18 protein-coding genes and 1 pseudogene are annotated in these 18,497 nt (G+C 69.8%); 11 read left to right on the forward strand and 8 right to left on the reverse strand.

Going from position 1 to position 18,497, the window contains the following annotated elements; genetic code table 11:
* The first annotated feature begins 159 nt into the window (after positions 1-159).
* A complete protein-coding gene (locus ABZW60_RS13275) occupies positions 160-3,153 on the forward strand; it encodes a S8 family peptidase (protein ID WP_355476400.1) in 2,994 nt (997 codons plus the stop codon).
* Between the two features lie 12 nt (positions 3,154-3,165).
* Here ABZW60_RS13275 and ABZW60_RS13280 read toward each other — a convergent pair whose 3' ends face one another.
* Together ABZW60_RS13280 and ABZW60_RS13285 are read right to left on the reverse strand one after the other, a co-directional pair.
* The gene (locus tag ABZW60_RS13280) at positions 3,166-3,921 is read right to left on the reverse strand and encodes a hypothetical protein (protein ID WP_355476402.1); all 756 of its coding nucleotides are present in this window, start codon (positions 3,919-3,921) and stop codon (positions 3,166-3,168) included.
* 74 nt (positions 3,922-3,995) lie between these two features.
* Positions 3,996-4,343, reverse strand: a complete 348-nt coding sequence (locus ABZW60_RS13285; protein ID WP_355476404.1) for a hypothetical protein — start codon at positions 4,341-4,343, stop codon at positions 3,996-3,998.
* A gap of 166 nt (positions 4,344-4,509) precedes the next feature.
* Here ABZW60_RS13285 and ABZW60_RS13290 point away from each other — a divergent pair, with 166 nt between their 5' ends.
* From ABZW60_RS13290 to ligD, 3 genes are read left to right on the forward strand one after another with little or no spacing between them, the layout of a single operon-like run.
* Positions 4,510-5,679 (forward strand): helix-turn-helix transcriptional regulator, encoded by a 1,170-nt coding sequence (locus ABZW60_RS13290; protein WP_355476406.1) that lies wholly within the window; start codon positions 4,510-4,512, stop codon positions 5,677-5,679.
* A gap of 49 nt (positions 5,680-5,728) precedes the next feature.
* The gene (locus tag ABZW60_RS13295) at positions 5,729-6,838 is read left to right on the forward strand and encodes a branched-chain amino acid aminotransferase (RefSeq protein WP_355476408.1); all 1,110 of its coding nucleotides are present in this window, start codon (positions 5,729-5,731) and stop codon (positions 6,836-6,838) included.
* A 35-nt stretch (positions 6,839-6,873) separates the two neighbouring features.
* The gene (gene ligD / locus ABZW60_RS13300; RefSeq protein ID WP_355476409.1) at positions 6,874-7,839 is read left to right on the forward strand and encodes a non-homologous end-joining DNA ligase; all 966 of its coding nucleotides are present in this window, start codon (positions 6,874-6,876) and stop codon (positions 7,837-7,839) included.
* Here the strand turns inward: ligD and ABZW60_RS13305 are convergent.
* Positions 7,764-8,438: a TetR/AcrR family transcriptional regulator gene (locus tag ABZW60_RS13305; protein ID WP_355476411.1), complete on the reverse strand. Its 675-nt coding sequence runs from the start codon at positions 8,436-8,438 to the stop codon at positions 7,764-7,766. The two genes, ligD and ABZW60_RS13305, sit on opposite strands and share 76 nt — an antisense overlap.
* 83 nt (positions 8,439-8,521) lie before the next feature.
* Between ABZW60_RS13305 and ABZW60_RS13310 the strand changes: the two genes are divergently transcribed.
* Positions 8,522-9,868, forward strand: coding sequence for an FAD-dependent monooxygenase (locus ABZW60_RS13310; RefSeq protein ID WP_355476413.1), 1,347 nt, complete (start codon positions 8,522-8,524; stop codon positions 9,866-9,868).
* A gap of 16 nt (positions 9,869-9,884) precedes the next feature.
* Positions 9,885-10,517: a nucleoside/nucleotide kinase family protein gene (locus ABZW60_RS13315; protein ID WP_355477600.1), complete on the forward strand. Its 633-nt coding sequence runs from the start codon at positions 9,885-9,887 to the stop codon at positions 10,515-10,517.
* Here ABZW60_RS13315 and ABZW60_RS13320 read toward each other — a convergent pair.
* A complete protein-coding gene (locus ABZW60_RS13320; protein WP_355476415.1) occupies positions 10,498-11,235 on the reverse strand; it encodes a TetR/AcrR family transcriptional regulator in 738 nt (245 codons plus the stop codon). The two genes, ABZW60_RS13315 and ABZW60_RS13320, sit on opposite strands and share 20 nt — an antisense overlap.
* Before the next feature lie 82 nt (positions 11,236-11,317).
* Here ABZW60_RS13320 and ABZW60_RS13325 point away from each other — a divergent pair, with 82 nt between their 5' ends.
* The 5 genes from ABZW60_RS13325 (at position 11,318) to ABZW60_RS13345 (ending at position 14,852) form a co-directional block, all read left to right on the forward strand.
* The gene (locus ABZW60_RS13325) at positions 11,318-12,217 is read left to right on the forward strand and encodes an ATP-binding cassette domain-containing protein (protein ID WP_355476417.1); all 900 of its coding nucleotides are present in this window, start codon (positions 11,318-11,320) and stop codon (positions 12,215-12,217) included.
* Positions 12,218-12,228: 11 nt separating this feature from the next.
* A complete protein-coding gene (locus ABZW60_RS13330) occupies positions 12,229-13,002 on the forward strand; it encodes an ABC transporter permease (protein ID WP_355476419.1) in 774 nt (257 codons plus the stop codon).
* A gap of 237 nt (positions 13,003-13,239) precedes the next feature.
* A complete protein-coding gene (locus ABZW60_RS13335) occupies positions 13,240-13,437 on the forward strand; it encodes a hypothetical protein (RefSeq protein ID WP_355476420.1) in 198 nt (65 codons plus the stop codon).
* An 82-nt stretch (positions 13,438-13,519) separates the two neighbouring features.
* Entirely contained in the window at positions 13,520-14,479 is a 960-nt protein-coding gene (locus ABZW60_RS13340) for a proline racemase family protein (RefSeq protein WP_355476422.1), read from the forward strand.
* Positions 14,480-14,528: 49 nt separating this feature from the next.
* Positions 14,529-14,852 (forward strand): putative quinol monooxygenase, encoded by a 324-nt coding sequence (locus tag ABZW60_RS13345; protein ID WP_355476424.1) that lies wholly within the window; start codon positions 14,529-14,531, stop codon positions 14,850-14,852.
* A gap of 5 nt (positions 14,853-14,857) precedes the next feature.
* On the opposite strand, the gene ABZW60_RS13350 is transcribed toward ABZW60_RS13345, so the two are convergent.
* The 4 genes and pseudogenes from ABZW60_RS13350 to ABZW60_RS13365 all read right to left on the reverse strand — a co-directional run bounded on the left by ABZW60_RS13350 (position 14,858) and on the right by ABZW60_RS13365 (position 18,481).
* Positions 14,858-15,640 (reverse strand): alpha/beta fold hydrolase, encoded by a 783-nt coding sequence (locus ABZW60_RS13350; RefSeq protein WP_355476426.1) that lies wholly within the window; start codon positions 15,638-15,640, stop codon positions 14,858-14,860.
* A gap of 42 nt (positions 15,641-15,682) precedes the next feature.
* Positions 15,683-17,089 carry a HAMP domain-containing sensor histidine kinase gene (locus ABZW60_RS13355; protein ID WP_355476427.1) on the reverse strand — a complete coding sequence of 469 codons (1,407 nt, stop codon included), beginning with the start codon at positions 17,087-17,089 and terminating at the stop codon, positions 15,683-15,685.
* Positions 17,086-17,758 (reverse strand): annotated as a pseudogene (locus ABZW60_RS13360) (response regulator transcription factor). The gene ABZW60_RS13355 and the pseudogene ABZW60_RS13360 overlap by 4 nt, the downstream one beginning before the upstream one ends.
* Positions 17,759-17,809: 51 nt before the next feature.
* Entirely contained in the window at positions 17,810-18,481 is a 672-nt protein-coding gene (locus tag ABZW60_RS13365; RefSeq protein WP_355476429.1) for a hypothetical protein, read from the reverse strand.
* Positions 18,482-18,497 lie beyond the last annotated feature (16 nt).

An 18,497-nucleotide genomic window follows, 5' to 3' on the forward strand; every position in this document is an offset into this window, starting at 1 on the left:
GCTGTCGGGAACCCGGCTGGCAGATTCTCGCCAGCGGCTAGTTGAAGCCAAAACCGTGTGGCCGGGGCGGCGGATTGGCAGGCTCTTCGGCGTCCGAGCTCGGGGGCGGGCGGCCGGGGCTACAGCCACGGCCAGGACTACATGCCGTGGAGGCATCACGTGAACCATCCCAACCTGCGTCGGCGCGCCGCTCTGCTTGCAGGCGCCGCGCTGATCACCACCGCCTTGGTGGCTCCACCAGGCTCCGCGACGCCCGGAACGGACGCGCCGACCAGCAGCAGCCGTTTCACCTTCGCGCCCGGGCGGTACGTCGTGACGCTGGCCGACAAGCCGCTGGCGACGTACCAGGGTGGCGTGACCGGGCTGAAGGCCACCAAGCCGGCGGCCGGTCGCAAGGTCGAGGTCAACAGCACCAGCGGGAAGGCGTACCGCGCCTACCTGACCGGCAAGCACGCACAGGTCGCGGCCGCGGTCGGCGCGAAGGTCGACCAGAACTACTCGACCACGCTGAACGGCTTCGCCGCCTCACTGACCGCGAAGCAGGTCAACCAGCTCGCCAAGACCGCCGGTGTGGTGTCCGTCGTCCCCGACCAGCTGCACGTCGCCCTGGACGACCGCAACCCCACCGACTTCCTGAAGCTGTCCGGCCAGAGCGGCGTGTGGAACAAGCTCGGCGGCAAGGCGACCGCCGGCCAGGGCGTCGTCGTCGGTGTGGTCGACACCGGCATCTGGCCCGAGAGCGCGTCCCTGTCCGGCCCCGCGCTCGGCACCGAGCCGGCTTCGAGCACCGACCCGTACCGGCCGTACCTGTCCGGCTCGACGACGGTGATGCAGAAGGCCGACGGCGGTACCTTCACCGGCAGCTGCCAGACCGGCGAGGACTTCACCGCCGACCTGTGCAACACCAAGCTGATCAGTGCGAAGTACTTCGGTGAGGGCTGGCTCAGCCTGGTCCCGCCGGAGCGGCGCGCCGACTACGAGTCGCCCCGCGACGGTGAGGGCCACGGGACGCACACCGCGACCACGGCTGCCGGCCGCGCCGACGTCGACGTCCAGCTGGGTGGCCGTGACCTCGGTACTGTCACCGGCGTCGCCCCTGCCGCCAAGATCGCCGTCTACAAGGCACTCTGGTCCGGCAAGACGGCACAGGACACCGGCGGCTTCACCTCCGACATCGTCGCCGCCATCGACCAGGCAGTGGCCGACGGCGTCGACGTCATCAACTACTCGGTCGGCTCGACGATCGAGTCTCCTGCCACGGACCCGATCCAGCTGGCGTTCCTGTCCGCCGCCTCGGCCGGCGTGTTCGTCTCCGCCGCCGGCGGCAACTCCGGTCCGGACGCGTCGACGCTCGACAACACGTCTCCGTGGGTGACCACCGTCGGAGCCACCACGGTCGCGCCCTGGAACGGGACTGTCGTGCTCGGCAACGGCCAGAAGTACTCCGGCGTCAGCACGACCGTGTCGTCGCCGACCGGCAGCAAGCCGTTCGTCAACGGAGCCGCGGTCAAGAAGGACGGCGTGAGCGACGCGGACGCACTCATCTGTCTCGCGAACACTCTCGACCCGGCCAAGACCGCCGGAAAGATCGTCGCCTGCGACCGCGGGATCAGTGCCCGCGTCGACAAGTCCACCGAGGTCCAGCGTGCCGGTGGCGTCGCGATGGTGCTGCTGAACCTGTTCGACCAGGACGTCGTCGGGGACTCCCACGTCGTACCGACTGTGCACCTCAACACCCCCGGGGCGCTGTCGGTGAAGTCGTACGCCACGCAGGCGGGCGCGACCGCTGAGCTGGTCCCGGGCAACCAGACCACCACGACGACGCCGTACCCGCAGATGGCCGACTTCTCGTCGCGTGGCCCGTCGCTGTCGAGCAACGGCAACCTGTTGAAGCCGGACCTCGCCGCACCGGGCGTGAACGTTCTGGCCGCTGTCGCACCGCCCACCAACGGCGGACAGAGCTACGCGTTCCTGTCGGGTACGTCGATGGCCGCACCGCACGTGGCGGGTCTGGCGGCGCTCTACCTGTCGAAGCACCCGGACTGGTCGCCCATGGCGGTCAAGTCCGCGCTGATGACGACCGCTGGCAACGTGCTGACCGCTACTGGTGCCGTCAACACCAACCCGTTCGACGCCGGCGCCGGTGAGGTGCAGCCGTCGAAGATGCTGGACCCGGGCCTCGTCTACGACTCGGGCGACACGGACTGGCTGGGCTACTTGGAGGGCACCGGCGTCAAGACCGGCACCGGCGTACCTGCCATCAACCCGAGTGACTACAACGCTCCGTCGATCTCGGTCGGCCAACTGCTGGGCACGCAGACCATCACCCGGCGGGTGACCGCGGTGACTCCGGGCCTGTACCGGGCGACCGTCTCGGTGCCGGGGATGAAGGCCGTGGTGACCCCGTCGATCCTCTCGTTCAGCAAGGCAGGCGAGACCAAGACGTTCACGGTGAAGCTCACCCTGGACACCGGCAACTCCGGCACGTCGACCAACGGCTGGCTGACCTGGCAGGGCGCAGGCAAGACGGTCCGCAGCCCGATCGTCGTCGTCCCGACGTCCGTGCTCGCTCCGGCGGCCGTGTCCGGCTCCGGCGTGTCCGGCTCGGCGTCGTTCACCGCCACCGTCGGCAAGCCCGGCGTACCGATCCGCTCGTACGGCGTCGTGTCGGCTCCGCTCGTGCCCGGCGCGGTACCGGCCGGTGCCGCGGACGCGGATCTGCCCGACTACCCGGTCACCGTGACCTCGCAGACCAAGGCAGTGCAGTGGAACATCAAGACCGTGGACCCGGCCGGCAGCATCTGGCTGGTGCTCTACAAGGTCGTGAACGGCCAGATGCAGCTGCTGTCGTTCGTCGGTGACGGCTCGAACCAGGCGTCCGCCAGTGTGCCCGCACCGACGCCGGGCGTGTGGGGCGTTCTCGCGATCACCCTGTCCAACCCGCCGGGCGCGAGCACCACGGAGTACACCATGCAGACGAACGTCGTGACCGCCTCGTCCGGCAACTCGCTCAAGGTGACGCCTCCGGTGGCACCGGCCGCGTTCAAGCCGTTCCAGGTGACGGCCTCGTGGTCCGGCCTGCCGACCGACCGGCGCTCCACCGGCTTCGTCGAGTTCCCGAACCGGGCCGGGACGGTGGTGACGATCAACTAGCTCCCAGCTGTTTCAGATCCAGCGCCGGCGGGCGGCCTGAACGCCCGCCTGGAACCGGGTCTGCGCGCCGAGGGCATCCATCAGCGCGCGGACCCGGCGCTGGGTCGTCCGGGGGCTGATCCGCAGCCGGCGGCTGATCATGTCGTCGGTGGCCCCACCGGCCAGCAGCATCAGGATGTCCCGGTCCGGAGCCCGCAGCTCGGCCACCTCGCCGTTCGCCTCCAGCTCCGGCATCGGGACCGCCAGTCCCCACAGCATCTCGAACATCGCGATCAGGCCGTCCAGCAGACCCGACGACCTGATCAGCAGGTGCGACTCCGCCGGCGCCCGCTTCGTCAGCGCGACCAGCGCCATGTTGTCGTCGCCGAGCACCATCTTCATCGGCATCTGCGGCAGCACCCGGCTGACCTCGCCGGCGGCGCGCAACTCCGGCAGCAGCGCCATCACCTCGTCGGACTCGAACACCTCGAACCCGTAGATCGCGCGGTACGCCAGGCCGTCGGCCAGCCGGTCCAGCTCCAGCTTCTGCTGCGCCGCGGGCGGTGCCGAGTACGGCGGCCGGTCCAGCGCCCGGACCTGGACCCGGCAGCTGCACTGCATCTCCTCGTAGGCCCGGAGCAGGGTCGGCCCGTCCTCGATCAGCTCGACCTGGTTCCCGTCCAGCACCGGCTTGCCCCGAGCCTCCCGCAACTCGTCGGCCACCACCCGCAACCGAGCGACCTGAGCGTCCAGTTCGTCCAGCGGATCCACCACCGCACCGTCCGCCACCCGCATCACCCCTCACCGACCCAACCCAAACCACCTCACACTAAACCGCGTCAAGTAAGTGCGGACGCGATGTCTCACGGACCGCAGGCCAGACAGGGCCACGGCCGGCCGCACCGCGAACACAGGCCGTCAGGAGTCGGCGCAGGCAGCCAGACCGCCCGGCCCGGCGTCTCGGGAGGTGGTGCGGCGGGACGGACCGGCGGCGGGTCGAGCCAGTGCAGACAGGTGTCGCCGTCGTCGGCGTGAACCGCCAGCAGGGACTCGATGCCGTCCCAGGTCGAGGTGCTCGACCAGCGGCCGAGCCACCGGAGCGCGACGGCACCATCGGACCACTCCGCGCCCTCCGCGACCATCCGGGAACCAGGGGCGGCGGTGGGGCGGACCAGACGGAAGAGGCGAGCCTGTCGCTGCAGCGTGTTCACCTGCCCAGGCTCGCCCAGAACGCAGTGCGCCCAACAGGTGTGGGCTGTGGGCTGTGGGAACAGCCCACAGCCCACATGCCCTTGTTTTCCACGGTTTTTGTCGGCGAGGGCTTGTAACTTCGCCGGCACGCACCACATGAGCTCGAAGCGCGAACGGGGTGATCCTGTGACCCAGACATCGACCCAGACATCGACTCAGACACCGACCGAGACACCGACCGAGACATCGTTCGGTCCGCTGCTGCGGCAGTGCAGGCAGGCGGCCGGACTGAGCCTGCGCCAACTGGCAGCACGTGTCGGCTACGACCACAGCTACCTGTCACAGGTGGAGCGCGGCCAGCGGCCGGGCTCCGCGGACCTGGCGCGGCTCTGCGACGAGGAGCTCGGCACCGACGGCCGGCTGTCCGCCACCTTCGAGCGGCGGCCCGCCCGCACGGCGCAGCTCCGGCCGGAGGCCGACCCGTTGGAGACTGCGTGGCGCGGACTGGCCGCGACGCTCGGTGCCGACTGCCCGATGCCCGCCGACCACCACAGCGTGCCACCGGTCTCGCTGCTCCCTGATCTGCTGCGGCAACTGCAGGGCGCCGCCCAGGCGGAGGCAGCCGAGCTGAGCATCCTGATCGCCGAGACCCTCACCAGGCTGGGTGAGCGAAGCAGTGCAAGGCGCTGGTGGTGGGCTGCACGCGCGGCCGCGGACAGCGCCGGTAGCGGCCCACTGCCGGCGCTGGCGCGTGCCAGGGAGGCGACCATCGGTCTGGCCGAGCGGCGTCCGTTGACGGAGTTGCTGCAGCTCGCGGACGAGTCGGTCGCGCTTGATCGGGCAGCACCGGGCAGAGCAGGCTGCGCGCCGCTGACCGCGCGGGCCTTGGTGCTGGCCGAGCTCGGCCTGACTCACGAGGCGCATCAGGCGCTGCAGGAGCTGATCGGTGTCGGCGACGAGCTCCTGCGGGCAACTCCGCAGGCCTCGCCGTTCGAACTGCACTGGGCCGAAGGACGCGTCTGCACCTTGCTGGGGTACGGCGTGGCGGGCTGTGTCCTACTCGAGCGCGCCAGAGAGCTCTGTCCGGACAGCTGGATCGGAGAGCGCGCACGCCTCGACCTGAGCCTGGCAGAGTGCCTCGTCGTCGCCGGGGAAGTCGCGGCAGGCCTGGCGACGGCACTCCGGGTCCTGGTCGAGCTGCCGGACGAGTGGCACGACACCTTGGTGTACGACGCGGCCGACCGCGTGCTGCGCGTCGTACAGACAGAGCCCGGTGCGGCCGAGCTCCGGCGGCTGCTGGCCCGGCCGATGTCCCGGAGTGGCCGGAGTGTGGGCGTCGGGTCGAGCTGGAGGTGACGGCGGGGGTAGCGTGCGACGGGTGACAGGTGAACAGCGGACAACGGTAATGACAGACGCATGGGACTTCGCGGTCGAGCTGCGTCCCGATCCGGCCACCGCGGAGGCCCGAGCCGCCGTACTGGCGAACCCTGCGTTCGGCCAGTCGTTCACGGACCACATGGTCGTTGCCAACTGGTCGCTGGACCGCGGCTGGCACGACGCGAAGGTCACGGCGTACGCGCCGCTGTCGCTCAGCCCGGCGGCTGCTGTCTTCCACTACTCGCAGGAGATCTTCGAAGGCCTCAAGGCGTACCGGCACGCGGACGGTTCGGTCTGGGCGTTCCGCCCGGATCGGAACGCTGCCAGGTTCACTGCGAGCGCGGAGCGGCTCGCGCTCCCGCAGGTGCCGGAGGACGAGTTCATCGCGGCTCTGCGTGCGCTGGTGACCGTCGACGAAGCCTGGGTCCCGTCAGCGGACGACGGCGAGACCAGTCTGTACCTCCGGCCGTACATGATCGCCACCGAGGCCGTCCTGAGCGTCCGGCCCGCGCACGAGGTGCTGTTCGGCGTCATCGCCTCCCCCGCCGGGCCGTACTTCGACACCGGCCCCAAGCCGGTCTCCATCTGGCTGACGACCTCGACCATCCGCGCCACGCCGGGCGGCACCGGGGCGGCCAAGTGCGGCGGCAACTACGCGTCCAGCCTGGCCGGCCTGGCCGAGGCGGTCGCGAACGGGTGTGAGCAGGTCGCGTTCGTCGACGCCGTCGAGCACAAGTGGCTCGAGGAGATCGGCAGCATGAACATGTTCTTCGTCTACGCCGACGGCCGGATCGCGACGCCTGAGCTGTCGGGGTCGATCCTCGAAGGCGTCACCCGGGCGTCGGTGATCGAGCTCGCCGCCGACCTCGGCCACCCGGTCGAGGAGCGCCGGATCTCCGCCGACGAGTGGCGCGACGGCGTCCGCACCGGCGAGATCACCGAGGTCTTCGCCTCCGGCACCGCCGCGGTCATCACCCCGATCGGCCGCGTCGCCTGGCCCGACGGCGACCTGACCATCGGCGACCACTCCGTCGACCACGGCGTCGGCCCGATCACCGCGAAGATCCGCAGCACGCTGCTCGACCTCCAGTACGGCCGGATCCCCGACCCCCGCGGCTGGCTCACCCGCCTGGCCTGATGCCGATTGTCCCCGCCGCCGGTTAAGTTGACGTCATGGCCGAGTCCAAGGGGAAGTCTCCGGCGATCGAGCTGGAGGTCGGGGAGCGGACGGTCCGGATCTCGAATCCGGACCGGGTGTACTTTCCGGCGCGCGGCGAGACCAAGCTCGACCTGGTGAAGTACTACCTGTCCGTCGGCGACGGGATCGTCAACGCGCTGCGGGAGCGGCCGTGCATGCTGCACCGGTTCCCGGAGGGTGTGGCGGGTGAGAAGGTGCACCAGAAGCGCCTGCCGCACGGAGCGCCGCCGTGGATGGAGACGGTCCGGGTCACCTTCCCGCGGTACAACCGGACCGCCGACGAGCTGTGCGTCACCGAGATCGCGCACGTCGCCTGGGCGGTGCAGATGTCGACGGTCGAGTTCCACCCGTGGAACTCCCGGCGCGCCGACACCGAGAAGCCGGACGAGTGGCGCATCGACCTGGACCCGATGCCCGACTGCCCGTTCGACCGGGTCCGCCGGGTCGCGCACACCGTCCACGAGGTCCTCGACGAGCTCGGCGCGGTCGGCTACCCGAAAACGTCCGGCGGCAGCGGCATCCACATCTACGTCCGGGTCGAGCCGGCGTACGGCTTCTCCGACGTCCGGCGGGCCGCGCTCGCGTTCGCGCGGGAGGTCGAGCGACGGGCGCCGGACGACGTGACGACCACGTGGTGGCGCAAGGACCGCGACCCGAAGAAGCTGTTCGTCGACTACAACCAGAACGCCCGCGACCACACGATCGCCTCGGCGTACTCGGTCCGCGGCAACCCCGAGGGCACCGTGTCGACCCCGATCCGCTGGGACGAGATCGACGACGTGAACCCGAAGGACTTCACGATCCGGACCGTGCCGCAGCGCTATGCCGAGCTCGGCGACCTGCACGCCACGATCGACGACGACGTCTACTCGCTGGCGACTTTGATGGAGTGGGCCGAGCGCGACGAGCGCGAGGGCGCGGAAGCTCCGCCCGAGGACTGACCGACCAGCCCGTGGTGCAGGAGGTCGGTGAGGGTGTCGACGGCCTCGTCGTCCGCGATCGTCCGGCCGTCGGCCGGATTGACCACCAGCCAGGTGTAGGCGAAGCCCTCCATCAGGGCGTTCATCGCCGAGATCGTGACCAGTGGATCGGCCGGCGGGTTCGGCAGGTGGGCGAAGTGCTCGACCATGTGCTGGTCGTCGTCCGCCATGATCTGCTGCAGCCGGCGCCCGAGCTCCGGGTCGACCATCGCGGCCTGCTTCACCGCGATCATCTCCGGCAGGTGCGCCTGGTAGAACCGCCAGAACGCCGCCACATGCCAGCGGATCGCTGACCGTTTGCTGAAGTCGGCGTCGTGTCCGGCGTCGTCGATGACCGCCTCGTCCGCCGCCTCGAGCATGTCGCGCAGCAGCGCCTCCAGCAACTCTTCCTTGCTCGCGAAGTGGTTGTAGAACGACCCCGTCGCGCGGCCCGCGGCCGCAGTGATGTCGGTGATCTTCGTGTTCAGGTACCCGCGCTCGGCGAAGACCTCGCGCGCGGCCTGCTTCAGCGCCACCTCGGTCCCGGCCGCCCGCTGCCGGCGGCTCACCGTGTCCGTCACGACAACCTCCTTGACACCGAACCTTAGTGACCCGCACACTGAATCCGAATTCAGTGAATCATAATTCAGTCAAGGAGACCACCATGAACGTCCTGATCGCGGGTGCCGGACCGACCGGACTGACCCTCGGGATCGAGCTGGCCCGGCGCGGCATCGCGGTCCGGGTGATCGACAAGGCGGCCGGGTTCTTCGACGGATCGCGCGGCGACGGCCTGCAACCGCGGACCCTGGAGGTGTTCGAGGACCTCGGCGTCCTGGACGAGGTGCTGCGCCGCGGCCGGCCGATGCCGGTGATGAAGATCTACGTCGGCGGCCGGTTCGTGGGCGAGCGCCGGATGGCCGAGCCGGTCGAGCCGACGCCGGACATCCCGTACCCGAACGGCCACATGCTCGGCCAGTCCCAGACCGAGGAAATCCTCCGCGACAAGCTCGCGGAGTACGGCGTCGGCGTCGAACTGGACACCGCGATCACTGGATTCACCCAGACCGCGGACGCGGTGACCGCCGAGCTGTCGACCGGCGAGACACTGACGGTCGACTACCTCGTCGGCGCGGACGGCGGGAAGAGCTTCGTCCGCAAGCACCTCGGCATCGCCTTCGAGGGCACGACCGACGAATCGATCCGGATGCTGCTCGGCGACGTCGCGGCCGACGGGCTCGACCACGAGGTCGGGTACTGGTTCGGCGCTGCGGACAACCCGATGTCCGGTATCGCGATGACGCCACTGTCCGGCGGCGACCAGTTCCAGTTCGGCGCCCCACTCGACGGCGAGGACGCGGATACGTCGCTGGAGGCTCTGCAGGAGGTGGTCGACAGGTTCGCCGGCCCGGGGACCGCGAAGCTTCGCGACCTCACCTGGTCGACGGTATGGCGCCCGAACGTGCGGCTCGCCGCGAAGTTCCGGGTCGGCCGCGTCTTCCTCGCCGGCGACGCCGCCCACGTGCACCCGCCGACCGGCGGGCAGGGCCTGAACACCGGCGTCCAGGACGCGTACAACCTCGGCTGGAAGCTGGCCGACGGGCGCGAGGAGGTGCTGGCGACGTACGAGACCGAGCGCCGGACGAACGCGGAGCGGGTGCTCGGGATCAGCCAGGACATCATGCGCAAGCACGTCGACGGCGACGACTCTGCACTGGAGCGCGGCGAGAACACCCGCCAACTGGACATCTCGTACCGGGACCCGTCGGACACCCGCCCGCTGGTCTCCGGCGACCGGGCGCCCGACGCGCCACTCACAGATGCCGAGGGCAACAAGGTGCGCCTGTTCGAGCTGTTCCGCGGCCCGCACGAGACGCTGCTGCGGTTCTCCCCCACCACCCCGGCGACCCACCCGCACACCGTCGACATCACCTCCCCGGAAGCCTTCGCGATCTATCACGCGCAACCGGGCGACGAGATCCTGATCCGCCCGGACGGGTACCTCGCTTAGGATCCTGTGGGTGCAGATGACCCTGGACTCAGCCGCCGCCTATGACCGTGCCGTCGAGCTGGCGACGCGCGGGCGGCGGCAGGTCCTGGGGATCACGGGGGCGCCGGCGGCCGGGAAGTCGACGTACGCCGAGCAGGTCGCCGCGAAGCTGACCGCCGACGGTCACCAGGTCGCGCTCGTGCCGATGGACGGCTACCACCTCGCCCAGTCGGTGCTCGAGAATCTCGGCATCGCGGACGTGAAAGGTGCGCCGCACACGTTCGACGGTCTCGGTTTCGTCGCCCTGCTGCGGCGGCTCAAGGAGTCACCGGACGAGCAGATCTGGGCGCCACGCTTCGACCGCGGCATCGAGGACTCGATCGCCGCGAGCATCGGCGTGGCACCCGAGGTCACGCTGGTCCTCACCGAGGGCAATTACCTGCTGCTCGACGAGCCGCCCTGGTCGACCGTACGCCGGCTGCTCGACGAGTGCTGGTACGTCGAGGTGCCTGAGGAGCTCCGCCACGCGCGGCTCGAGGCCAGGCACCGGGCGTTCGGCCGATCACCCGAGGAAGCGCACGAGCGGACGTACGGCTCGGACGAGCGCAACGCCCAGCTGATCGCGGCGACCGCACCGGCGGCCGACGCGATCATCCGACCCGGTCGATGAACGCGGCCACGCCGTCCAGGTAGAGCTGCAGCCCGAAGTCGAAGTCGGCTTCGTTGTCCTCCTCGAAGCTCCCGACCTCGTCGAACACCCCGGCCTCGACCGTGCGCGCCACCGCCGGGTACACCCGCGGGTCCGCGACCCGCCGCAGTGTCGAACCGAACCGCTGGAAGGCGTCCGGGTTCTCCGCGTAGCCGGCCGCGAGGTCGAACGCCATCCGGATCTCGCCCTGCACGTAGGTGATGAGGCCCATCACCACGCCGACCTTCGCCTCCTCGGGCAGGCCGGTGTCCTGGAGCACACCGAGCGCGGAATCGAACCAGGCCAGGTTGTTCGGACCCGCCGGTGGTCCCGAGATCGGCACCTGGGCGTACCAGGGGTGCCGCCGGATCGCGGTCAGCACGCCGTCCGCCCAGAACGTCAGCCCGGTCCGCCAGTCGACGCCGTCGGGCATCGGTTCCGGACGCTCGAGCGCGGCGTCGGACATCATCACGAGCAGGTCGTCCTTGCTCTTCACGTGCCGGTACAGCGCCATCGTCGAGTTGCCGAGCCGCTCCGCGACCCGCGCCATCGAGACCGCCGCCAGCCCCTCGGCGTCGGCGAGCGCGATCGCGGCCGTGACGATGTCGTCGAGGGTCAGCGAAGGCTTCGGCCCGCGCCGCGGCGTCTCCCGCAGCCGCCACATCAGGGCGACGTCGGCCGGCAGCTCGTCGTTGTCCACCGGGTCAGTTTAGGGCTTGCCAGGCCGTACTGCGTACCTGCTACGCTATTTAGCGTACCTAATACGCAGTAAGGAGCGGACCATGATCGTCGAGGCGACCGGCCTGCGGAAGTCGTACGGCGCGACCGACGTCCTGACCGGGGTGGACCTGAGCGTCGCGGAGGGGTCGGTGCTCGCCCTGCTCGGCCCGAACGGCGCCGGCAAGACCACCACCGTGCGGATCCTGACCACGCTGACCCGCCCGGATTCCGGCACGGCGACGATCGCGGGGTACGACGTCCTGCGCGAGCCGGCCCGGGTCCGCGGCGTGATCAGCCTGACCGGGCAGTACGCCGCGGTCGACGAGAACCAGACCGGCCGGGAGAACCTGGTGATGGTCGGCCGGCTGATGCACCTCGGCCGGCGTACCTCGCAGCGACGAACGGCGGAGCTGCTGGACCAGTTCGGGTTGACCGACGCGATGGGCCGGCGCGTGAAGACGTACTCGGGCGGTATGCGACGCAAGCTCGACCTGGCGATGAGCCTGATCGCCCGGCCGCGGGTGATCTTCCTGGACGAGCCGACGACCGGGCTCGATCCGGCCAGCCGGTCGGCGATGTGGGACGCGATCGTCGAGCTGGTCCGCGAGGGTACGACGATCCTGCTCACCACGCAGTACCTGGAGGAAGCGGACCGGCTCGCCGACCGGATCGTGCTGCTCGATCGCGGACGGATCGTCGCCAGCGGTACGGCGGACGCGCTGAAGACCCAGATCGGCGGCGAGCGGATCGAGTTGCGCTTCGCCGACGAGGTGCAACTGCTGAAGGCGGCCGGCGTACTGGACGGTGTGGTCGACGAGCTCGTACTGAACGTCCCGTCCGACGGCACCGCGGCGCATCTGCACCACGTGCTCGACGTCCTGCGCGACAACGGGCTGGAGCCGCAGCGGGTGTCGTCCCATCGGCCCACGCTCGACGACGTGTTCCTCGCACTGACCGCCTGAGGGGTTTGCTGATGTCACACCAAGGAGTCGTCGCCGCCTGTTCGGACGCGGTGACCATGATCGACCGCAGTGTGCGACTGGCGCGGCGCAACGTCGACACGTTGTTCGTGTCGCTGCTGCTGCCGTTGCTGATGATGGCGCTGTTCGTCTACGTGTTCGGCGGCGCGATCAACACCGGCACCGAGTACGTGAACTACGTCGTGCCGGGGATCCTGCTGCTCACCACCGGGTACGGCGCCGCGTCGACGGCGATGGTGGTCGCCGACGACATGCACAACGGGATGATCGACCGGCTGCGCTCGCTGCCCATCCACAGCTTCGCCGTGCTGACTGGGCATGTGGTCGCGAGCGTCGCGCGCAACGCGACGTCGACCGCGATCGTCATCCTCGCCTCGCTCGCCATGGGCTTCCGCCCGGTCGGCGGCGTCCTGGACTGGCTGGCCGCGATCGGCCTGCTGTTGCTGTACGTCCTCGCGCTGTCCTGGCTGGCGGCGGCACTCGGTGTGATCGCCAAGTCGGTGGAGTCGGCGAGCACGCTCAGCTTCTTCATGCTGTTCCTGCCGTACCTGAGCAGCGCGTTCGTCCGGCCGGAGTCGATGCCGTCGTGGTTGCGGCCGGTGAGCGAGCACCAGCCGATCACGCCGGTGATCGAAACCGTCCGCAGCCTGCTGATCGGGACACCGATGGAGAACGACGGCCGCATCGCGCTGGCATGGTGTTGTGGTCTGCTCCTGTTCTCCGTCGTGCTGGCCACTTCGCTGTATCGGCGGCGTACCAACCGCTGATCGCAGGTCTGCTGCCGTTCGGCGACGGAACCGGCACGGAACGCCCGGGCGTGACCCCTTGGTGGGGTTACCTTCGAGATCCCCCCCAACGTGTGGTGGTCCCACTCCCCCCGGGACCCACACGGACAAGCGCCCCGATCATCGATCGGGGCGCTTCGTTTTCTTGTGCGAGCGGGTGTCGAATCCGGCCCCTTTGGTTCGACGTATCAGTAAGAGCGACCAAAGGAGAGGGTCAGAATGAACACCACCACCGACGTCCGGACCATGATCGTCACCATGCTGGCCGAGGGGAGCCCGGTCTGGTTCGTGGCCGGCATGGTCAACATGCGCAGCCACGACGTGTACGTGATCGGCTGTGAAGCCGGCTACCCCGACAAGGCCAAACTGCGCCGGGCTGTCTGGGCCGCCCGGAACCGCGTACCGCAAGCCGCCTGACCCAACCTGTCCAGGCCGCTCGAGCCGCTGTCAGCCCCATGCCGGGGCGGGCAGCGGCTTTCGCCTGTCTAGGGTGTTCGTCGTGGACGACGTCAGCGTTGTGGACTATCACACGGCCGGGGAGCCGTTCCGGATCGTGACCTCCGTCGAGATCCCGGGCACCTCCGTGGCGGATCGCCGGGTCACGGCGCAGCGGTCCGCGGAGATCGACGCCGTACGGCAGTTGCTGGTGAACGAGCCGCGCGGTCACGCCGACATGTACGGCGGGTTCGTCGTACCGGGTGACGACGACGGCGCCGACTTCGGCGTGGTGTTCTGGCACAAGGACGGCTACTCGACCGCGTGCGGGCACGGGACGATCGCGCTGGCCACCTGGGCCGTCGAAACCGGTCTGGTCCGACCTGGACAGGTCACGATCGACGTGCCGTCCGGGCGAGTGACCGCGCGCGTGGACGACGCGGGAAGTGTTGCCTTCCGCAACGTTCCGTCGTACGTGCTGAGCCGAGGCGTTCCGGTGTCGACGGCACGCGGAGACGTGCTGGCGGACATCAGCTACGGCGGCGCGTTCTACGCCTCGGTCCCGGCCTCGTCGGTCGGCCTGTCGGTGACGCCCTCGTCGTACGCCGACCTGATCGCGATCGGCCGCGAGATCAAGTGGGCGCTCGACCCGGTCGCCGTGCACCCGACCGACCCGCGCCTCAACGGGCTGTACGGCACGATCCTGTACGACGATCTCGGCGACCTCGAGGACGGCCCGCACCAGCGCAACCTGGCCGTCTTCGCCGACGGCGAGGCAGACCGCTCCCCCTGCGGCTCCGGTACGTCGGCACGCCTGGCCCTTCTGCACGACGAAGGTCGCCTCGGGCCGGGGCAGACGCTGCGCCACGACTCGATCGTCGGCACGACGTTCCTCGGCCGCGTCGTCGCGCAGACGCCGGACGGGGTCGTCACCGAGGTGGCCGGGGCCGCCTACCGGACCGGTGCGGCGACATTCAGCCTGGACCCGCGCGACCCACTGGGCACAGGATTCACGCTCCGCTGATCTCAGATTGCGACCGTCATCGCCGGCCGCGGCCGATAAGTTGGTCCTCATGATCTTCATCACCGCGAAGTTCCGCGTGAAGCCCGAGTACGCCTCCGACTGGCCGTCGATCACCGCCGACTTCACGACCGCGACCCGCGCGGAGCCCGGCTGCCTGTGGTTCGACTGGTCCCGCTCCGTCGACGACGCGAACGAGTACGTCCTGGTCGAAGCCTTCGCCGACGACGAGGCCGCCAGCCACCACGTCACCTCGGACCACTTCAAGGCCGCCCAGCAGCACCTCCCGCCGCACCTGGTGGAGACCCCGCGCATCGTCAACTTCAAGCTCGCCCAGAACGACTGGTCGGAGCTCGGCGAACTCGCCGTCAACTGATCCGGTCAGGTCACCTTCGAAACGGCCGCGGCGATCGCCGCCGCGGTCTGCTCCGGCGCCTCGTCCGGCAGCAGGAACACCGCGCCCGGGACGGTCACCAAAGTCACGTTGGGTGCCGCATCGAGTGTGGCGCGCTCGGAGTCGGTGAGCCCGCCGTCGCCCTTCACCGCGTGGACGACCCACACTGCACTGCCCGACGCGGCCAAGCGGTCGGCGTAGTCCCGGTCGGCGGCGATGTAGTCGAGGTACGCGCCGCTCACCCGGACGGCGTCTCCGGCCCGGTTCTGCTTGAGATCCTCGATGAGCTCCCGTCTGTGCGGTTCAGGGATCTTGCCTGACCTGGCCGCCAGCGGCAGGAGCCGGAGCAGCACGGCCATGGGCCAGCTCCCCACCCTCTGCGACGCCCGGACGACGGCCCGGAAGAACCCGGCCTCGTCCTCAGTCGTCAAGCTGATGCCCAGCAGGACGACCGGGCCGTGGAAGTGGCCGGACAGCAGCATCTCCAGCGCGACGGTTGCGCCATGAGAGAAGCCGACCAGCACGTCGCACCGATGTTCCGCGGCCAGGTTTCCCGCCGTACGGGCCAGTGCCGGCACGGACACGTCGTCGGTCAGCGGGGCCCCCGCCATGCCCGGCAGCGTCGTGGCCACCAGGCGAACCCCGGACAGCGCCTGGTCAGCCATCACCAGGTCGAACGAGCGGGCGGCGTTGGCTCCCCCAGGCAGCAGCAGGACCGAGTGGTCCGCATCCTCGGGCCCCGCGGTCAGAACCTCCCATGCCTGTCTCACGACAACCTCCCCTGACCATAGGGTAGATCTGCCTTGAACGTCCTACTCCTTACCAACCGATGACGCGTTTGCTGCAGTGGGTGCTCGTGAAATCTGCCTGCAGGGCTCGGCGGGTTCGGTAGCCACCGGCAGTTTCAGGCGGAGCAGCGCGCCGGTTCGGCGCGGCACGACCTCAGCCGTCCCGCCATGAGCCTCGGCGACCTGCCGGACGATGGCCAGGCCGAGCCCGGATCCGGGATGCGCGCGGGCAGCGGGCGACCGGTAGAAGCGGTCGAAGACGAATTCGACGTCGCTGTCGGGGATCCCCGGGCCGGCGTCCGCGACGTCGAGAGTGCCCTCGTTGACGCTGATCCGGACCTGGCCACCGGACGGGCTCCATTTCACGGCGTTGTCGACCAGGTTCGCCACGGCGCGCTCCAGGGCGTCGGGGTCTCCGTGGACGAGGGTGGGCACGCAGGTCAGCTCGAAGCGGACCTGCGCCGCCCGCCGTGTCGCGCGGGCCGCGACGCGCTCGGCGACGAGGTCCAGGCGAACGTCTTCGGTGTGGAACGCAGGCTGGCCGTAGCGGGCCAGGTCGACGAGGTCGTTGATGAGCGTCTTGAGTTCGCTTGCCTGGTCGAGCGCTTCGGCGGCGAGTTGTGGGGCCTGCTTGTCGGAGAGATCTTCGGCCAGCAGTTCGAGGTTCACGGTCAGACTCGTCAGCGGTGTGCGCAGCTCGTGCGAAGCGTCGGCCACCAGACGGCGCTGGGCGCCGACGGACTCGTCCAGGGCAGCGGTCATCCCGGCGAACGCGGAACCGAGCCGCCCGATCTCGTCCTGCCCGTCGGCGGGGATCGGGATTGCCAGGTCGCCGGTCGTGCGAATCAGTTCGACGGTCTCCGTGAGCCGACGGACGGGCCGGAGCACGCGGCGAGCCGTCAGCCGTGAGGCAAGCGCTGCCAGGAGTCCGGCGCCCACCGTCGACGCGGCGAGCAGCCAGGCGAGTCGGTGCAGCGTCGGTGCCGGATCGGACTGTGGGATCGCCGTACGCACGAGCGAGCCGGAGGCTCCTGGGAACTGGGCGGTGTAGACGCGGTAGGCGATGTTGTCGTAGGCCGCGTTACGGAAATAGGCAGGGGCGGTCCCGTTCGCGACAGCGACGTCGTGGTCTGTGAGGTCGACGAAACGCGTCGACGGCCCGGCCTCGACAGGACCCGGCACGATTTGCAGCTGGGTGCTCCCGATCCCCAGCGGAACAGCCGGGAACGCCCCTTCGTCCGACGTCCCCCGGAACTTCTCCTTGATGGCTTTCGCCACGTCCGGAGCCTGGCCTGCCGCCGTCACCAAGGAGCTGTCGATCTGGCCGCGCAGACTGTGTTCCACGGCCGGATACAGGACCACCGAGACGAGCACCAGAGCGCCGACGACTGTGGCTCCTCCGGCGATCGCGAGCCGGGTACGCAGGTTCATGGCTCCTCGCGCAGGACGTACCCCAGACCGCGGACCGTCTGGATCAGCCTGCTGCCGCCGTCCGCTTCGAGCTTGCTCCGCAGGTAGCTGATGTAGACCCACAGCGCGTTGGACTCCGGACCGAAGTCGTAGCCCCAGACGGACTCGAAGATCTGGGTCCGGCTCAGCACCCGGCGAGGATTACGCAGGAACAGCTCGAGCAGCGACAACTCGGTCTTGGTCAGCTCCAGGCGGCGGCCTGCCCGTACGACCTGGCGACCGCTCAAGTCCAGGACGATGTCATCGAAGTGCAGCACCTCGGCCCTGGCACCGCTTCGCCGCAGCAGTGCTCGAAGCCGAGCCCTCAGCTCCTCCAGCGCGAAGGGCTTGGCCAGGTAGTCGTCAGCCCCTGCGTCGAGCCCGGCGACCCGGTCGGTCACCAGGTCCCGGGCGGTGAGCATCAGGATCGGCGTGTCGTACCCGCCCGAACGCAGCGTCCGGCAGACCTCGAGCCCGTTCGGTTCGGGCATGAGGACGTCGAGCACCACCGCGTCCGGGCGGAACACCCCGTGCTCGGCGAGGGCGGAGGTCCCGTCCGCGGCCGACGCCACGTCGTACCCCGTCGCGGCCCAGCGCGTGCTCCAAGGACCGCCGTACAGCCGGGTCGTCGTCCACGACAAGTATCCGCATGGTCGTCCATCCTCGCCGTCAATCATGAAGTTTTGATGAGGTGCGCGACCGTCAGCCGTCGGCCGGCGACTGCTTCAGGTCCCCCAACGCGGTCTTCAACCGCTCGGCGCCGACCCCGAGCGAGGCGGCGACGTCGCGGAACGCCTTGGACGTCGGGACGATCCCGCCGGGAGCCGATACCAGGGCGGCCAGGGCGGATTTGGCCTTGGCCCGGCTGACCCCGAGCGCGGCCGCCAACCGCGCCGCCGCGGCGTCACTCGCGAACGGGTCGTCCTTGTTGTCCTTGCTGCCCTGCTTGCCGTTGCTGCCCTGCTTGCCCTTGCTGTCGTGCTTGTCGCCGGGACGAGGGCGACCGGGCTTCAGGAACAACGGTTCGACGGCAGCCTTGACCTGGGCGACCGGCAGCTTCAGGTTCGCCGCGACCGCCGCGACGAACGCCTGCGGCGTCACTTTGCTCGGGCCTGCCAGCGACATCTTGGCCGCCGCGAGTGCCGCCTCGAGCCGATGGACCGTCACCCCGAGCTGCGCCGCGACCTTGCGGAGATCGGCGTCCTTGCCGGGCTTGGCGTCCTTGCCGGGCTTGGCCTCCAGCTTGACCGCGGCCCCGCTCTTCGCGGCGCCCGGTTTCGAATCCGCCCCGGACACCGCCGCCGAGGCCGACCCAGTCGTGACCAGCGCAGCGACCGCCACCGTCGCCACGACCAGTTGTGCACGTTTCATCATCGTGATCCCTCGCATC

The organism is Kribbella sp. NPDC003557 (genome assembly GCF_040610805.1).
GTDB lineage: Bacteria > Actinomycetota > Actinomycetes > Propionibacteriales > Kribbellaceae > Kribbella.

Coding starts and splice junctions, on each gene's coding strand:
- ABZW60_RS13335 (WP_355476420.1), top strand. CDS start 13,240: ATGAACACCACCACCGACGTCCGGACCATGATCGTCACCATGCTGGCC.
- ABZW60_RS13295 (WP_355476408.1), top strand. CDS start 5,729: ATGACAGACGCATGGGACTTCGCGGTCGAGCTGCGTCCCGATCCGGCC.
- ligD (WP_355476409.1), top strand. CDS start 6,874: ATGGCCGAGTCCAAGGGGAAGTCTCCGGCGATCGAGCTGGAGGTCGGG.
- ABZW60_RS13325 (WP_355476417.1), top strand. CDS start 11,318: ATGATCGTCGAGGCGACCGGCCTGCGGAAGTCGTACGGCGCGACCGAC.
- ABZW60_RS13310 (WP_355476413.1), top strand. CDS start 8,522: ATGAACGTCCTGATCGCGGGTGCCGGACCGACCGGACTGACCCTCGGG.
- ABZW60_RS13330 (WP_355476419.1), top strand. CDS start 12,229: ATGTCACACCAAGGAGTCGTCGCCGCCTGTTCGGACGCGGTGACCATG.
- ABZW60_RS13315 (WP_355477600.1), top strand. CDS start 9,885: ATGACCCTGGACTCAGCCGCCGCCTATGACCGTGCCGTCGAGCTGGCG.
- ABZW60_RS13365 (WP_355476429.1), bottom strand. CDS start 18,481: ATGATGAAACGTGCACAACTGGTCGTGGCGACGGTGGCGGTCGCTGCG.
- ABZW60_RS13345 (WP_355476424.1), top strand. CDS start 14,529: ATGATCTTCATCACCGCGAAGTTCCGCGTGAAGCCCGAGTACGCCTCC.
- ABZW60_RS13355 (WP_355476427.1), bottom strand. CDS start 17,089: ATGAACCTGCGTACCCGGCTCGCGATCGCCGGAGGAGCCACAGTCGTC.